Source organism: Leptospira soteropolitanensis (genome assembly GCF_026151655.1).
GTDB lineage: Bacteria > Spirochaetota > Leptospiria > Leptospirales > Leptospiraceae > Leptospira_A > Leptospira_A soteropolitanensis.
In genome coordinates, this window is the sequence record NZ_JAMQPN010000006.1 from 86,434 (window position 1) to 102,320 (window position 15,887).

Annotated in this window: 14 protein-coding genes; 5 read left to right on the forward strand and 9 right to left on the reverse strand. The window is 38.7% G+C overall.

Annotation, left to right across the window (positions count from 1 at the left end; all coding sequences use genetic code 11):
- The first annotated feature begins 28 nt into the window (after nt 1-28).
- Both ND811_RS13395 and ND811_RS13400 read left to right on the forward strand, forming a co-directional pair.
- Nucleotides 29-865, forward strand: a complete 837-nt coding sequence (locus ND811_RS13395) for a hypothetical protein (protein ID WP_265352598.1) — start codon at nt 29-31, stop codon at nt 863-865.
- Nucleotides 862-2,721 (forward strand): chorismate-binding protein, encoded by a 1,860-nt coding sequence (locus ND811_RS13400; protein WP_265352597.1) that lies wholly within the window; start codon nt 862-864, stop codon nt 2,719-2,721. The genes ND811_RS13395 and ND811_RS13400 overlap by 4 nt, the downstream gene beginning before the upstream one ends.
- Before the next feature lie 58 nt (nt 2,722-2,779).
- On the opposite strand, the gene hslU is transcribed toward ND811_RS13400, so the two are convergent.
- From hslU to xerD, 4 genes are read right to left on the reverse strand one after another with little or no spacing between them, the layout of a single operon-like run.
- Nucleotides 2,780-4,198, reverse strand: coding sequence for an ATP-dependent protease ATPase subunit HslU (hslU, locus tag ND811_RS13405; RefSeq protein ID WP_265352596.1), 1,419 nt, complete (start codon nt 4,196-4,198; stop codon nt 2,780-2,782).
- Nucleotide 4,199: 1 nt separating this feature from the next.
- Complete coding sequence (gene hslV / locus ND811_RS13410; protein WP_004784850.1) at nt 4,200-4,733, reverse strand: ATP-dependent protease subunit HslV; 534 nt, start codon at nt 4,731-4,733, stop codon at nt 4,200-4,202.
- A gap of 46 nt (nt 4,734-4,779) precedes the next feature.
- Nucleotides 4,780-5,211 carry an ATP-binding protein gene (locus tag ND811_RS13415; RefSeq protein WP_265352595.1) on the reverse strand — a complete coding sequence of 144 codons (432 nt, stop codon included), beginning with the start codon at nt 5,209-5,211 and terminating at the stop codon, nt 4,780-4,782.
- Complete coding sequence (xerD, locus tag ND811_RS13420) at nt 5,211-6,119, reverse strand: site-specific tyrosine recombinase XerD (protein ID WP_004787041.1); 909 nt, start codon at nt 6,117-6,119, stop codon at nt 5,211-5,213. The genes ND811_RS13415 and xerD overlap by 1 nt, the downstream gene beginning before the upstream one ends.
- 97 nt (nt 6,120-6,216) lie before the next feature.
- Here xerD and ND811_RS13425 point away from each other — a divergent pair, with 97 nt between their 5' ends.
- Together ND811_RS13425 and trxB are read left to right on the forward strand one after the other, a co-directional pair.
- The gene (locus ND811_RS13425) at nt 6,217-6,738 is read left to right on the forward strand and encodes a tetratricopeptide repeat protein (protein WP_265352594.1); all 522 of its coding nucleotides are present in this window, start codon (nt 6,217-6,219) and stop codon (nt 6,736-6,738) included.
- Nucleotides 6,739-6,799: 61 nt separating this feature from the next.
- Complete coding sequence (gene trxB, locus ND811_RS13430; RefSeq protein WP_265352593.1) at nt 6,800-7,741, forward strand: thioredoxin-disulfide reductase; 942 nt, start codon at nt 6,800-6,802, stop codon at nt 7,739-7,741.
- Here the strand turns inward: trxB and ND811_RS13435 are convergent.
- The 3 genes from ND811_RS13435 to ilvB all read right to left on the reverse strand — a co-directional run bounded on the left by ND811_RS13435 (nt 7,738) and on the right by ilvB (nt 11,748).
- Nucleotides 7,738-9,489 (reverse strand): peptidase MA family protein, encoded by a 1,752-nt coding sequence (locus ND811_RS13435; protein WP_265352592.1) that lies wholly within the window; start codon nt 9,487-9,489, stop codon nt 7,738-7,740. The genes trxB and ND811_RS13435 overlap by 4 nt on opposite strands.
- Before the next feature lie 67 nt (nt 9,490-9,556).
- Entirely contained in the window at nt 9,557-10,045 is a 489-nt protein-coding gene (gene ilvN, locus ND811_RS13440; protein ID WP_265352591.1) for an acetolactate synthase small subunit, read from the reverse strand.
- Complete coding sequence (ilvB, locus tag ND811_RS13445; protein WP_265352590.1) at nt 10,042-11,748, reverse strand: biosynthetic-type acetolactate synthase large subunit; 1,707 nt, start codon at nt 11,746-11,748, stop codon at nt 10,042-10,044. The genes ilvN and ilvB overlap by 4 nt, the downstream gene beginning before the upstream one ends.
- 111 nt (nt 11,749-11,859) lie before the next feature.
- Here ilvB and ND811_RS13450 point away from each other — a divergent pair, with 111 nt between their 5' ends.
- Nucleotides 11,860-12,966: a tetratricopeptide repeat protein gene (locus ND811_RS13450; RefSeq protein WP_265352589.1), complete on the forward strand. Its 1,107-nt coding sequence runs from the start codon at nt 11,860-11,862 to the stop codon at nt 12,964-12,966.
- Here ND811_RS13450 and ND811_RS13455 read toward each other — a convergent pair.
- On the reverse strand, nt 12,963-14,153 hold the full coding sequence (locus ND811_RS13455; RefSeq protein ID WP_265352588.1) for an MFS transporter: 1,191 nt from the start codon (nt 14,151-14,153) through the stop codon (nt 12,963-12,965). The genes ND811_RS13450 and ND811_RS13455 overlap by 4 nt on opposite strands.
- 21 nt (nt 14,154-14,174) lie before the next feature.
- A complete protein-coding gene (locus ND811_RS13460) occupies nt 14,175-15,851 on the reverse strand; it encodes a P83/100 family protein (RefSeq protein ID WP_265352587.1) in 1,677 nt (558 codons plus the stop codon).
- Nucleotides 15,852-15,887 lie beyond the last annotated feature (36 nt).

A 15,887-nucleotide genomic window follows, 5' to 3' on the forward strand; every position in this document is an offset into this window, starting at 1 on the left:
TTTTAACATAAAAGTTTAGCGAACCTCAATGGGAAACGAGAAAATCAAATATAAAGGCACCGAAATCATCGAAAACTTGGACGAGTTGATTCAAAAGGACTATTTCCATTTTGAACTAAAAGGGCTCACCAAGTCTACAAGGGATATCGTCAATGAAGTAGTTCAAGGAATATTAAACCGAGTTGGCGCAAATCCACTCACTTCATTTCATTTGTTTAGCGGTCTAATGGAGGCCCTCTTAAATGCTGTAAAAGCAAACACACGTTTTGTGATTTTTCAAGATGAACTTTTGAATAAACTCACAGCACAGGGGCAAACTCCAGAAGAAGAAGCAGAAGAATTACTCGACATTATTTTAGAAACAGAACCACTTCGAGATGCAATGCAACGTTACATTGTTCCTGATAAAATCAAAAAAGTGGTTCAAAAAATTCTAACTTTATCAGACAAAAAAAGATCAAAAAAACACAACCTCTCCATCGACGAAAAAGAATTCTTAAACATAGTTAGAGAAAAAGTAAAAAAGTATGATCTAAAAATTTCAATGAAAATTGAAATCAGACCAACCTCTGTCTACATTCGAATCAGAAATGATTCCCCCATTATGGGGATGGATTTAAATCGAATTCGCAAAAGTAGAGAAAGACATGCGGAGCTTGCCAAACAGGGAAACTCTGCAGAATTTTTCAGGCCTGACTTTTTGGATGAAAAAGAAAGTGCTGGGTTTGGGATTGCGATGATTGATGAAGGTTTTTATAACTTAGGACTTGATCCATTAGAATGTTTCGATATCCAAACTAGTAAAAAAACAACGACGGTTTACCTCAACTATCCGTTAGAGGCTCTCCAAAAGATGGAGTTTTGATACAAGTTTCAGAAGTTACTTGGGAATCTTTTGAGAATGAATACCGTGATATTGGCGGATTTCTCTGGGAAGATTCCAACTCAGAACCAGGTTATACCCTTTGCGATTGGTATTTTGATTTACAAGAGGAAGTAGAAATCCTCTACGCAAAGACAGAACCAGTCGCAGAAACAATAGAAAACAACTTATCCAAGTTAGACGATCTTAGAGAAAAAGGTTTTTATCCATGTGGTGCCTTTTTTTTCGAACTTGGATACTTTTTTATCGAAGGTTTGGATCTAAACCATTCTCCTCTTCCAGAAGGGACACCTCTCCTCCAGTATTCCATTTATAAAAGGAAAAAAAGGATTAAGTATCCCAATCCGTCATCTCTCCACTTTGGGAAAATGGAATTAAAAAATAGTTCTGTCTTATGGAATAAAGAAACTTATCTGGAACGTTTTGAAAAAACAAAGCAGGCTCTTTTACTTGGCGAAAGTTACGAATTAAACTTATGTTTTCCCGTTTCGCTTTCAATCGAAGGGGATATGTTTTTATACTACCAATCCCTAAAAACAAAACAAAAAACAAAATACTCTGTCTATTATCCTTTTTCAGAAACAAGAACTCTATCTCTATCACCAGAATTATTTTTTGAAGTCCAAGGAGAAAAAATCCAAACAGAACCCATGAAAGGAACAATCCTTCGCGGTTTCACATCCAAACAAGATAAAGATTACAAAATAAAACTCCAATCCTCTGACAAAGAAAGAGCAGAAAATGTAATGATCACTGATTTGTATCGAAACGATTTAGGTAGGATCGCCAAACAAGGAACAGTTCAAGTGACAGATCTTTTTTTAGTGAAAGGTCTAGAAACAGTTTGGCAGATGGTTTCCAAGGTAGAAGCCAAATTAAGAAATGCTTTTGCCTGGTATCCCATCCTAATGGCGCTTTTTCCTTCTGGTTCTGTGATTGGAGCTCCGAAAAAAAGATCCTTTGAAATTTTACGAGAATTGGAAAATACAAATAGAGGATTGTATACAGGATCATTATTCGTCTCAGAAATGTTAGATGGTGTCCCTTGGATTCGATCCAATGTTTCCATAAGGACCTTATATCTAAAAAAAGATGAGAATTTATGGAAAGGAAACTATGGAGTGGGAAGTGGAATTACCGTTCTTTCCGATGCCGAGGCAGAATATTTGGAATGCCTATCAAAATTAAAATTCATCACAAACCCAATTCCTTCCAGTTTTGAGATATTGGAAACAATACGATTCAGAAAGGGGCATTATTTTTTAAAAGAACTTCACTTAGAAAGGATGGAACAAACGGCAAATCGTCTTGGTTTTCCCTTTTCTAAACAAAAAGCAGAAGCCACTTTAAAAACTCTCACCGATGGTTCCCATGACACGACCTTACGTCTTCGTTTGTTACTCGGAGAAAGGGGAGAATTTCGTGGAGAGAAATTTAATTTTTCGAAACCAAAGAAACGCCCCACCATTCGATTGGGACTTGCTAGTCGCCCCGTCGATTCAAAGGATTTATTTTTATACCACAAAACAACAAACAGATCCTTTTATAATGAGATACTAGAAGAATGTAAAACCAAATCTATTGACGATTGTATTTTGTTTGATCAGGAAAACCGAATTCTAGAAACGAACATTAGAAATTTATTTCTTAGAAAAGGGAAGTTTTGGTATACCCCCTCACTCGAAACAGGAGGTCTTCCCGGTGTGTTTCGAGAAGCACTCATCCGAAAGGGATGGGTAAAAGAAACCCTACTTTTCCAATCAGATTTGTTAGAAGCGGATGAAATCCTGGTGGGGAATTCCCTTCGTGGCTTTGAAAGAGTGGATCTGGTTTTTTAACAAGTAAAAGTTAAAGACAATTTAAAGAGGCAAATTGTGAACTTGCCCCTCATTTGACTTATAGAATAAACCGACTTAAGTCCTTATCTTCGATGATTCCTTTTAGTTTAGAAGACACATAACTTTCGTTAATAACTACTTGTTTTTGTCCTTCTGGTAAATCAGGTGCATCAAAACTCGTATCTTCCAAAAGTTTTTCCATGATAGTATTGAGCCTTCTAGCACCAATGTTCTCATTTTTTTCATTCATTTGAAACGCTAGTTTTGCAATTTCCGCAATACCATCAGTTGTATATTCAATGTTCACGCCTTCCGTGGCAAGAAGAGCTTCATATTGTTTGGTGAGAGAAGATTTGGGAGTGGTAAGGATTTTGATAAAATCGGACTCGGTGAGAGTTTCCAGTTCCACTCGAATCGGAAATCTACCCTGAAGTTCAGGAATAAGGTCGGAAGGTTTTGTCATATGAAAGGCACCTGCCGCAATAAAAAGAATATGATCTGTTTTGATGGGACCAATCTTTGTATTCACAGTGGATCCTTCAACGATTGGCAGTAAGTCTCTTTGTACTCCTTCACGGGATACATCGGCCCCTTGCCTTCCTTCGCGGCCTGCAATTTTATCAATTTCATCTAAAAAAATAATGCCCATCTCTTCGACTCGACGCACAGCTTCTGATTGGATTTTATCGGCATCGATTAGTTTTTCTGCTTCCGATTCGGTAAGTAGTTTCCCAGCATCAATAACCTTTACCTTTCGTTTGCCAGTTTTTTTCGGCATCAAATCGCCGAGTAAACTTTGCAGCTGATTGTCCATGTCTTCCATATTACCGGCACCAAACACTTGCAACATGGGAATTCCAGTTGTTTGAGTGGGTTTAGGAATATCTATTTCAATTTCTTGTTCGTTTAAGATTCCTTTACGAAGTTTTTCCCTAAACTTTTCTCTGGATTCTTTATAACTAGTTTGTCTTTCTTTTTCTTCTGGATTTAGATCTTCTTCTTTTTTATGGAAGATGGGAGGTAAAATGGCATCGAGAATTATTTCTTCTGCCTTTTCGATTGCTTTATCTTTTACGCGTTCACGAAATTCGGCTTTTACCAAATTTAATGCACCCATAGCCAAATCACGGATCATCGATTCAACATCACGACCAACATAACCCACTTCAGTATACTTTGTGGCCTCTACTTTTAAAAAAGGAGCACCACATAACTTAGACAGGCGACGAGCAATTTCGGTTTTTCCTACGCCTGTTGGTCCTATCATAATGATATTTTTTGGATAAATTTCTTCTCTAAGTGACTCGTCGAGTTTACGACGTCTGGAACGATTTCTAAGGGCCACAGCAACAGCTCGCTTTGCTTTTGTTTGCCCAATGATATGTTCATCTAACTTTTCTACAATTTGACGAGGAGTTAATTCCTCAGCAGGGTTTGGAGATCCCGCAACTTCAGCAAGAATGGTAGGGTATGTCATTTTATAATTCCTCAATCACCAAATTATGGTTTGTGTAAATACAAATATCAGCAGTGATTTGCATTGCTTTTGTAATGATGTCTTTTGGGTCCATATCCGTGTTTTGCACAAGAGCACGAGCTGCCGATAAAGCAAAATTCCCACCAGAACCAATGGCAAGCACTCCATCATCAGGTGAGATCACATCCCCCGTTCCTGAAATTAAAAAGGATTCGTTGGCATCACAGACGATGAGAAGTGCTTCCAGCCTTCGAAGCATTCGGTCCATCCTCCACTCACGAGCAAGCTCCACAGCGGCACGAGAGACAGATCCACCATGTTCGATTAATTTTTTTTCAAAGAGTTCAAAAAGAGTAAAAGCATCGGCAGCACTTCCAGCAAACCCCGCAATCACCTTACCGTTGTAAAGTCTTCTGACTTTTTTGGCGGTATGTTTCATCACGGTATTTCCCATAGATACCTGACCGTCTCCCCCTACAGCAATTTTGCCATTTTTACGAACAGAAAGGATGGTCGTTGCGTGAATTGTTTCCATAAGGATAAAATTCCAAAATGGTGAAGGTTGTCGAGAAAAATGGAGGTTACTTTCTTTTGATAAGAACCATTTGGTTCCCTACTTCAAAAGATTGGTCGAGAAAATAATAGTCAGTAAGTTCTTTAATCATAAAAAGTCCAATCCCATGTTCACGGTAGTCGCTGAGATCAAAACTACGAAGTTCTCCCGGTTCCACTTTTTTTCCATAATCTCTCAATCGAATTTCTACGCGGTCTTTATCAAATTGGAATTCGATAAAAATGGGTTTTCCCGTGTTTCCAGAATAGGCATGTCGGATGATATTCACTATGGCTTCTCCAATCACTAGTTTCAGATCGAGAGAATCAAACAAAGAAAATCCATGTTCTAAACAAAGATTAAAAAAATAATTACGGGTGTGTGATACAAAACGAGGGTTGGAAGGAATTTGGATACGGACTACTTTTGCGTAGTCCGTGGGTTTCTTTTGGTTCGACATTATCCTCTCGGATGGAATTTCTTATGAACTTCCTTCAGAGTTTTATTTGCCATGTGAGTGTAAATTTGGGTAGTCGAAATATCGATATGACCCAAAAGTTCCTGAACCGATTTGAGATCTGCATGGTTCTCAAGTAGGTGAGTAGCAAAAGAGTGGCGAAGGGTATGTGGAGTTACTTTTTTCTTTATTTTTGTGCGTTTGATATAATGGTTTAAAAGGCGCCAAACCGACTTACGGTTGATATACGATCCTTTTTTAGAAACAAATACAAATTCACAAGTTCTTTTCTTCAAAATTTCTGTCCGACTTTCCGTCAGATATTTTTTCAATATTTCTAAAGACTTTTCACCGAACGGAACGAGACGTTGGCGTCCCCCTTTTCCTTCTACTGTAATCGTCATGTTTTCCATGTCGATGTCAGTCATTTTTAAATTACAAGCTTCTGAAATACGAAGACCAGAAGAATATAAAAGTTCAAAGATACATTTGTCACGAAGTTCGTATAAATTGTCCTCTTTGATATTACGAAAAAGTTCATCAATTTCAGTTTGAGTTAAATAATCTGGGATGGTTCTTGCAACTTCAGGAGTTTCAATTTTTTCGGTTGGGTTGGAATCTAACCTTTTTTCGTCTCGAAGATACTTATAAAACTGTCTGATTGCCACTACTTCGCGAGCCAGTGTTTTTGCAGAGATTTTGCGTTCTCTTTCTTCTTCGAGAAAACGCATGATGTCGTTTGCTTTTACTTCTAAGAAGTTGATATGTTCCTTTTCCAAGAAGATCGCAAACTTATTGAGATCGTATCCGTAGGAATATATCGAATTATCGCTCAGTCCTTTTTCTACGGACAAGTATTCTTGAAATGTTTGTAAAAGCTGATTTTGAGAAACTGGCAATTTGGAACCCATCTTTACTCTCTTATGTTACTTAAAGAGTCGGACAAAAAGCTTAAAGAGACTTATTATTTTTTTTGCCACAAATGGCTATGTCAGGAAAAAAGGAGATGTGGTTCATAGAAACTCCCTTATTTTTTTACTCACGTTTGCCAGTCTGTTAGTCGTTAATTGCGGCCGAAAGGAAAGATCCCTATTTGAAGAAGGTAAAAAATGGGAAATGGTAGGAGAAAAAACAAAAGCCCTCTATTACTACGAACTTTCGCTCCGTGAAAACCCTGATTACGATCCTGTTCTGAAACGAATGGGACTACTTCTCGCAGAAAGTAACCAGTCCATCGCCACTGCCATTTTTTATTTGGAAAAGTATCACAAACAAAAAAAAGATGATACTGAAGTGCAGAGGGAACTCTTTCGGCTTTATCTTACCACAGGATACGAAAAAGAAGCATTGGAAATTTTGGAAGAAATTCGGTTCCAGGGAAAAAAAGAAACTTTGGAATTTTTCGAAACCACGTACCTTTGTCTTACCAGAGGATTTAAACAAAAGGAATACCTTCTGGCCCTAGAAAAAAGCCCTCTCGCAGGGGATCCTTATTATGCCCCTTGGGTCCGGGCTTGCGAAACAAAATAAACAGGAACCCGCAGAGATCCTGTCTAAACAATAAAGAACAAGATACAGAATAGGAGAAATTATGAACCATAAAGTTGTCATCATCGGATCCGGTCCCGCAGGACATACCGCAGCCATTTACGCCGCAAGAGCCAATCTAAACCCGGTGATGTATGAAGGATTTATGGCAGGAGGAGTCGCGGCCGGAGGACAGCTCACCACAACAACAGAAGTAGAAAACTTTCCCGGTTTCCCAGAAGGAATCGATGGAACCAAACTCACTCAACTTTTCCGGGAACAATCCTCTAAATACGGAACCACCATCCATACCCAAACCATCACCAAAGTGGATTTTTCCAAACGTCCTTTTACCATTTGGTCAGATGATGAAGAAATCAAAGCAGAAGCGGTCATCATTGCAACCGGTGCCACAGCAAAACGGATGCATGTTCCCGGTGAAGAAACTTTTTGGCAAAGAGGGATTTCTGCCTGTGCAGTTTGTGATGGTGCCCTCCCCATTTACCGTAACAAAGCACTTGCCGTTGTGGGTGGAGGTGACTCCGCAGTGGAAGAAGCAAACCACCTCACCAAGTTTGCATCCAAAGTGTATTTAGTGGTCAGACGTGACCAACTCCGTGCCTCCCAAATCATGCAAAAAAGAGCAATGGAACATCCAAAAATCGAAATCCTTTGGAACCAAACTGTAGTAGAGGCCAAAGGTGGAGCGGGCGGACTTACCTCCATTGTTCTCGAAAGTACAAAAGACAAATCCCAAAAAGATTTAGAGGTGGGTGGTCTTTTTTATGCGATTGGACATGTTCCTAACACTCAAGTTTTCCAAGGACAATTGGATTTAGATGAAACAGGGTATATCATCACAAAACCAGGAACCACACAAACCAATGTGGCTGGAGTATTTGCGGCAGGCGATGTTCAGGACAAAGTGTACCGCCAAGCAATCACAGCAGCAGGTAGCGGTTGTATGGCGGCTCTTGAAGCCGAACGTTGGTTAGAAGGTCACTAAGGAGTGACCTGTTTACCATTAATATCCAAATAGGATTTTGATTCCAAATTAAAAAATATCACCGAATCTCCTTTCGGTGATATGTATTGTTTTTTCCCGTCTTCCCACTCGATAAGCGTATAACCTGAACCTCTAAAAAGAATTTGGTTACCAGGGAAAACATTTGCTTCAAAGGAATCTCCATACCAGCGGTAATTTCCTTTTTTCCAGAGATAAAAGTAACTAGAACCAGGACCAAGAAAATCTCCTTCCAATTTTCCTGAATAAGTTTCCACAGAGGCAGGAAAAATTTTTCTTAAGTTGGGTAGATCTGTGTAAGTTTTGATATCCATTGCCGACTCAGGTAAGGAAAAACCTTTATCTAAAAAGTTTTTATATTCATTCGGGAATTTCGAGTTCATGGTAGTATAACCAGCTAACTGAAGTTTTTTTCCATTCCGAAGGATAGAATCCTTATTTTTTTCAAATGAAGACAAACTATCTTTCAGGATTTGGTCGGGAGACACTCCAGTTGCATTTTGTAAAGCAAGGATCGGCGATATCCCTACACAAGTATCTTTTTGATAAGAAATGATGGCTTCTTTTCCATAGGTTTCATGGATATGTTTGATAAGAAGTGGTCCAATGGAATAAGGAAGTAAATCTTTATATTTAGCATCTAACAAGGCTTTGAAGGATTTAGGAACCTTGTTTTCTCGAATTAACTTTTCTGCGTCATTATAAATATGGAATTGTTTTCTTTCATAAAATTTCGCCTCCAAATAATTGGCTAGTCCCTCTTCAAACCAAGGATCCAAAATATCAGTTTGTGGAAACTTACCGGTCTCTGTTTGGATTTTTAGACAAGAGACTTGTTCTATGTTGTGAACTGCTTCGTGGTAAAAAGTCCCAAAATGAACGCGTCTCAGTGCATCGGAATCAAACTCCAATACCCCCGTAGGTTGCGGCATTTTTTCACCACAACACAAAGTGATAGAATCCCTTCCTCCAAACCCTCCCTCTTCGGAACCACCAGGAATTTCTGCACCAATATAACTCTTAATCTCCTCATATTGGTCGAATAACAAAACAGGAATTTTCCCTCGGTTTTCCAATTGAAACTCAGATTTTAAATAGGATAAAAAAGGTTTCATCTTGAAATTATCACCAAACACACGTAAATACTCAGACCATTTTTCAGATCCGTAAAATACGTAGTTCCCTAATTCTAACCTTGGTTTTCCATATTTAGATTCGCTTACGAGAAGATAGTTTTCAAATGCAATAGGTTTTTGTCGAATGTAGTCATATTCTTTTCGATGTGCCATCCAGTATTTGGTGATTTTAGTTAAATCAGGATAATTCCAAATGAGAGTCGGTAAACATCCGTTACATGATGCAGGGGCAGATATAAAACCCGTACCGGATGGAAAATCTAATTTAAAAGTGCCGTTCGCCCATTCTGTGTATACACTTCCATCCGCACGTTTCCATTGGTAATGGTTTTTGGCCCATTGGTATACTTCTCCCCCATCTGGGCCTTGGTAGTATCCGGGAGCCGGTTCTAAAAATCCTAAATGTAAATCTTCTAGTTTGGGTTCTTGGAGTCTTTCTACACCAAGATAAGAACTGGGAGCGGTTTCTCCAAAATCGAAATACAATACATCGGAGCCTGGTCCCCTTTTCAGAGAGACTTTGGATCTTTCGACTTCAGAGTAAATAACGGAAGTTAGGAGGACAAGTGTGAAGGTTATAATCTTACGAATCATGGGGCGGTGTAGCACTCACTTTAACGCCCCAATATTCTCTGAAAATTAGAACCCTGTCAAGTGGATTCTAAACTGCATTTTGGTTGCGATATGCGATCGCAATTTGCCCAGTGCGCGAAATTTCGCGGATCCCAAATGGTTTGATAACTGAGATGATATTGCTAACCTGTCTTGAGTTTCCTGAAAACTCAATTAAAAGCGAGTCTTCTGTCATTTCCAAAATTTTAACATCAAATCCATTACAAATCGTAAGAGCTTCACTTCTATTGGTTTCGTTAATTGAAAAAGAAATAAGAACCAGTTCTCTTTGTACAGAACTCGCATATGCCATGTCCTGCACTCGCAAAACATCGGGTAATTTGAGAAGCTGGTTTTTCACCTGCCCTACTATAAAATCATCACCATTCAAAACAATGGTCATGGACGAAACATCCACATTGTCTGTCACACCGACAGCAATCGAATCAATATTGTATCCGCGACGTGTAAAGAGACCAGAGACATGACTCATGACACCGGGATGGTTATTTACTAAAATACTTAGAGTGTGCTTCATTTTTTCAATTTCCCCAAGTCTTTAAATTCGATTAGGTCTTGTTGCGACTTTCCTGCAGGGATCATTGGAAAAACTTTTTCTTCTGCAGGGATCATAACTTCTATCAGAGCAGAACCCTTATCTTTTAAGAAAAATTCTACACCTTTATCAATCTCTGATTTGTGTTCGATTCTCATGGCTGGAATCCCATATGCATCAGCTAGTTTGACAAAATTAGGATTGTAGGTCCATTGTGACTCACTAAATCTCTCTTCATAAAATAGTTCCTGCCATTGACGAACCATTCCAAGAAAATTATTGTTAAAAAGCAAAATTTTCACACCTAACTGAGATTGCGCGATTGTTGCCAGTTCCTGAATACACATTTGAAAGGAACCATCTCCCGTTACACAGATAACTGTTTTGTCTGGGTTACCGAATTTAGCTCCAATTGCCGCAGGGAGTCCATAACCCATAGTGCCAAGTCCACCTGAAGTTAGCCAAGTATTTGGTTTATCAAATAAATAATATTGTGCCGCCCACATTTGGTGTTGGCCCACATCTGTTGAAACAATGGCTTCGCCTTTTGTTTTGGCATATACTTTTTGTAAGAAGTCTTGTGGTTTGATACTATCGCCACTATTGTCAAAATCGAGAGGATGATTTTTCTTTAGGTTTTGAATGTTTTCAATCCAAGAAGTGCGGTCTCCACCTTTTACAAATGGCAGGATTTCTCGAATGGCATCCTTGAGATCTCCATGTAGGTTATGATCTACATTGACACGTTTGTTAAACTCTGCCGCATCAATGTCTATATGGGCGCGAACGGCATTCGGCGCAAAGTCTTGGTATTTAGCAACTCGGTCATCAAATCTTGCACCTAAATTTAGTATATAATCACATTCTAACACTGCTTTGTTGGCATAAGCAGTTCCATGCATTCCAAGCATTCCTACAGATAAAGGATGAGTTCCAGGAAAAGCACCTAATCCCATAAGAGTGGTAGTGACTGGTGCATTTGCCTTTTCTGCCAATGCTTTGATTTCTGCAGAAGCAAAGGAATTGATTGCACCACCTCCAACATAGAGTAACGGGCGTTTGGCTTGATTTAATGCTTCTGCAAATTCTTGAGGATCACCTTTGATTTTTGGTCTTTCGTAATGATGGGGAGCAATTTTTAAAGACGAAGCTTTTCTGATAGTCGTTTTTCCCAATTGAACATCTTTTGGAAAATCCAAAAGCACTGGACCAGGTCTTCCTCCCATCGCAATTTTAATCGCCTCTTCAAAATGACGAGCAAGATCATCAGCCTTTTTAATAAGAGCATTGTATTTCGTAATTGGTATGGTAATTCCAAAAATATCAGCCTCTTGGAAGGCATCGGTTCCAATAGCATCCGTGGATACTTGGCCAGTGATGGCAAGGATGGGAATAGAATCCAATTTGGCGTCAGTAAGGCCTGTGATTAAATTGGTAGCACCTGGACCGGAAGTGGCAATACAAACACCTAACTTACCTGTGGACCTAGCATAACCCTCTGCCATATGAATGGCACCTTGTTCGTGACGAACCAGGATATGTTTGATCTTTTTACTATGATAGAGTTCGTCGTAGAAAGGGAGGATGGCGCCACCAGGATATCCAAAGACGATCTCCACACCCGCTTCTTCCAGTAATTCGACCATCAGTCGGCCGCCAGTAATTGCTTCGGTTGTAGATGACATACGTTCCCCCCTCATTGTCATTTCTTCAAAAAAGAGCCTGTTGTCAATGTTCTCACGTTTTTGAGTCGATTTTTACTGTCTAAAAAAGAATGCTGAAAATTGGACAGGGATATGGAAAATACAGATATCGAAAAGCCACAAGAAGATGAAAAGTTCACTAAAATAAAATCTCTCGCAAAAGAGGCTTATCGTTTTCTGGATCAGGGTCGTTTTAAGGAAGCGAAGGAACGATTAGACATATTACTGGATGAAGATCCAGCAAATACATATGGCCTTGTTGGTCTCGGTGATTATTACGCCAAAACAAAACAACCAGAACAAGCCATTCAATATTACCGCAAATGTTTGGTTGGAGATACAACCAATAAGTTCTCACTCATGGGACTAATGAATGCTTACAGAGACTTAAATAGTCTAAAACGTATTATTGAAGTCGCAGAAGAATTTCACCATATAACAATCACAGATGCAAGTATCCTTTCAAGAGTAGCTGACGCACATAGAAAACTAAAAAACTTCAAAGAATCAGAAGTGTATTATATGGAAGCACTTCAGATCAATCCAAACGATCAGTATGTGATTGTGGGACTTGGCCATTTATACTTTGCCTGCCAAAGGTATGTGGATGCCATCCATTGGTGGGAAAAATTACTTTCGAGCCAACCAAACAATATCAAGATATTAACAGAGATCGGAAATAGTTATCGCAAAATTAAAGACTTCGATAAAGCCATTCTTTATTACGACCGTGCCAAAGAACTCGACCCAAAAAACTTCTTTGCCCTCTATGGTCTTGCCGAATCCTATCGCGGTAAAAAAGATTTTAAAACGGCCATCACTTACTGGGAAAAAATTCTTGAATCCGATCCCGATAACAAACTCATCATTAACCGTTATGCCGATTCTCTTAGAGGACTTGGAAACTACGACAAAGCTTTAGAATGTTTTAATAAAATTCTTGCCAGTGGTGATGACTACTTTGCTCTTCTTGGAAAAGCGGCGGCTTTGCGTTTGATTGGGGATTTAGAGAAAGCCGAAGAAATATATTTAGGACTTCTGAGTAAATCTCCAAGTGACCCAAGGCCTGCTCTAGAACTTTCCGATCTTTGGGACATTATGGGAAAAAAATCACAAGCGGTCAAACTACTGGAAGATCTGGCCAAAAAAAATCCATCTAACGAAGCCATCCGAGAAAGGATAGAATATTTAAAGGATTAAACTTCAGTTTCTTCGGTTATTTTTACTTTAAGAAAGTAAAGAATAACAAAAACTGCGACAACTCCAGTGACAATAAAAGTAACTGGAGCTCCAAAAAGAAACCATAACCAGCCCGCCACCAAACTGGCAAAAAACGCAGAAATACTTTGCATGCCAGCATATAGACCGATGGCTGTTGCAGTTTCGTTACTCGGTGTAACATTACTAATCCATGCCTTGGAAATCCCTTCTGTTGCAGCCGCATAAACACCGTATAAAAAGAAAGCGAGTAAAATTAAAACTGGATTTTGGACAAGGCCCATAAGAAAGTAGACACCGGCATAAATTCCAAGACCACATAGTAACATTTTTTTTAGTCCAATTTTATCGGCAAAAACTCCGAGTGGGTAAGAAAAGACTGCATAAACCAAATTATAAAAAATATAAATCCCAATCACTTGGTAGTCATTTAAACCTGCTTCTTTCGATCTTAATATCAAAAAAACATCTGAACTATTCCAAAAGGCAAATACAAGTAACCCAACAACTAACTTTTTATAGTTGGGGCTTGCAGTTTTCCAATAATTAATTAATGATATAAACTTATTACTTTTTTGATTATTTAAACTTGTTTGTTTGGATTGAGCTAATTTTTCCTTCAAAAAGAAGGTAAACCCAATCGCTATGATTCCAGGCAAAAAAGCCAAATAGAATAAAAATATATAATCTTTGGGATAAAAATACAGGTATACTAAAGCGAAGCTTGGACCAAGGACTGCACCCAATGTATCCATAGAACGATGAAATCCAAATACTCTTGCCTTGGTTTTATTGGTAGCTTCAGAGGATAAAATCGCATCCCGTGCTCCTGTTCGGACTCCTTTTCCAATTCGATCCAATATGCGGGAGAATAAAACAACAAATGGAACTTGGCCAATACTTAATAAGGGTTTTGCAATAGCACTTAAAGCGTAGCCTAGTCGCACAAAAGGAACTCGTTTCCCGGTATCATCCGATAGTTGGCCAAAGTATCCCTTTCCATAACCCGCGACTACTTCCGTGATTCCTTCTAATATACCAATAAAGAGAATGGAGTATCCAATCGATTTGAGATAAATTGGTAAAATGGGATAGAGCATTTCGCTTGCGATGTCTGTAAAAAGACTCACAAGCGATAATACCCCAACTGTTTTTGATATATATTTCAAAAACGAATGGAACCACCCTCCTTACGGAGCGATGGTTTTGAGTAGGCTTAAGTCTTCTTTTTTAAATACCTTAATGGTAGTTTTATCACCTTCTTTTGGTTTGCCGGTCACATAAATTTTATCCCCGAAAAAGGTGAGTTCGGAGTTTTCTTCCACAGGTTCTTCTGTTCTTTTTTCAAACGTTAAGTCCGATTTAAAACGAGAAACATGGTATTTGTCTTTTACCTTTTCGATCACGTAAATTTTGTCTTCGCGATTGATCATCGGAGTTCGCCAGAAAATATCTGCAGACTCGCTTGTTTTTTTCACACCGAGTTTGTCTGGGTCCAGTAACACAAGTTTGTGTTTTCTATTTTCGACCTTTTCTCCGTCATAACCGAGAACTAAGACTCCTTGGTTGGCGATTTCTTTAAATTCCTTAGAACAAATATTGTTGTATGGACTTTTAAAAAGAGCATCATCTTTTGCAGGATCAATGGCCCAAAGTTCATTCGAATAGTGACCATCTGTATCATATTTGATAAACTTCATAAAAAGGATTTTGTTGTTCACAACATTGTCACTTTGTTCTTCTTTTTTCTTCAGTTCTTCTTTGGTTTGTGCAAGTTCTGATTTTAGTTCTTCAACCTTAGCTTCTACCTTTTGAACGGTATCGTCTTTTTTTGCTGAGTCGCCTGAAGTGGTTCCTGTGCGTGCTTCTTCTTTTTTAGCGATTTGTTCTTCTTTTTTACTGAGTTCCTCTTTTTTAGCTTCTACCGCTTCCGACTTTTTCTCAGTGTCTTTTTTCTCTTGTTCGATTTGTTTGACCTCTTCGGTTTTCTTTTCAATTTCTGCTTTGTTTTTAACCGGGTCTTTTTTTAACTCATTGAGGCTTGCAATCGTTTCCTGTTCTTTCTTCTTTAGTGCCTCTTTTTTGTCTTGGAGGTCTTTTTGTTCGTTTGCTACTTCTTGTTTTTTATCTTGCAAAACCTTTTTTTCTTCTTTGATTTTATCGGTTTGCAACTTGTCCATTTTTTTGGCTTCGTCTTCCATTTTCTGTTTGGTAGCGGGATCTTTTTCTTTATCCTTCACCATTTTGTTGACGTCTTTTTCTAACTCATCTGTGGTTAAATCCTTCCCACTATCTTTTAAGATATTTCCTTCAATAGGAATGATGATTTGAGTTTTTCCTGGCCAATTTTTATAAACTGTATCGATCCCTAATTTGTCAGGAGAAGTAGCGGCGATGACTCCTTCTGTATATTTTTTACTAAAAAACTTTGAGTCTTTTCGGTGCGTTGCGTTGTAATAAAGAATGTATTGAGCCAGAGTTTCGGAATTTCCGGCTTTATATTGGAAAGATTTTTCTACATAAGAAGCAATGATCCGTGCAATGGAATTGACATGGTCAAAACTTTGTGATTCAGAAAGAATTAGGATATCAGCTCCCAATTTTCCATCAGCACCAGGTAGAACTCTTTGGATTTTAACTCCATCTACTGTGGCAGAATTTTCTTTGGCCAAGGTTTCAGCCAGTTTACGACCAATTTCAGTATTTTCCTGGATGATCTCATCGGAAGCCTTACGTAAGGAACGGTTGATGAATTCGATTTTTTTGGAACCCTTAATTTCGGACTCACCGAGAGGGGCTTTGGATTGTGCTGTCAGAGAAAGACTGACAAAAGTTAGGCAGATGATGATGGAACGAGAAATTCTCATTGTTTCCTCACGAAAATTGGGGTAAAGATGCCCACA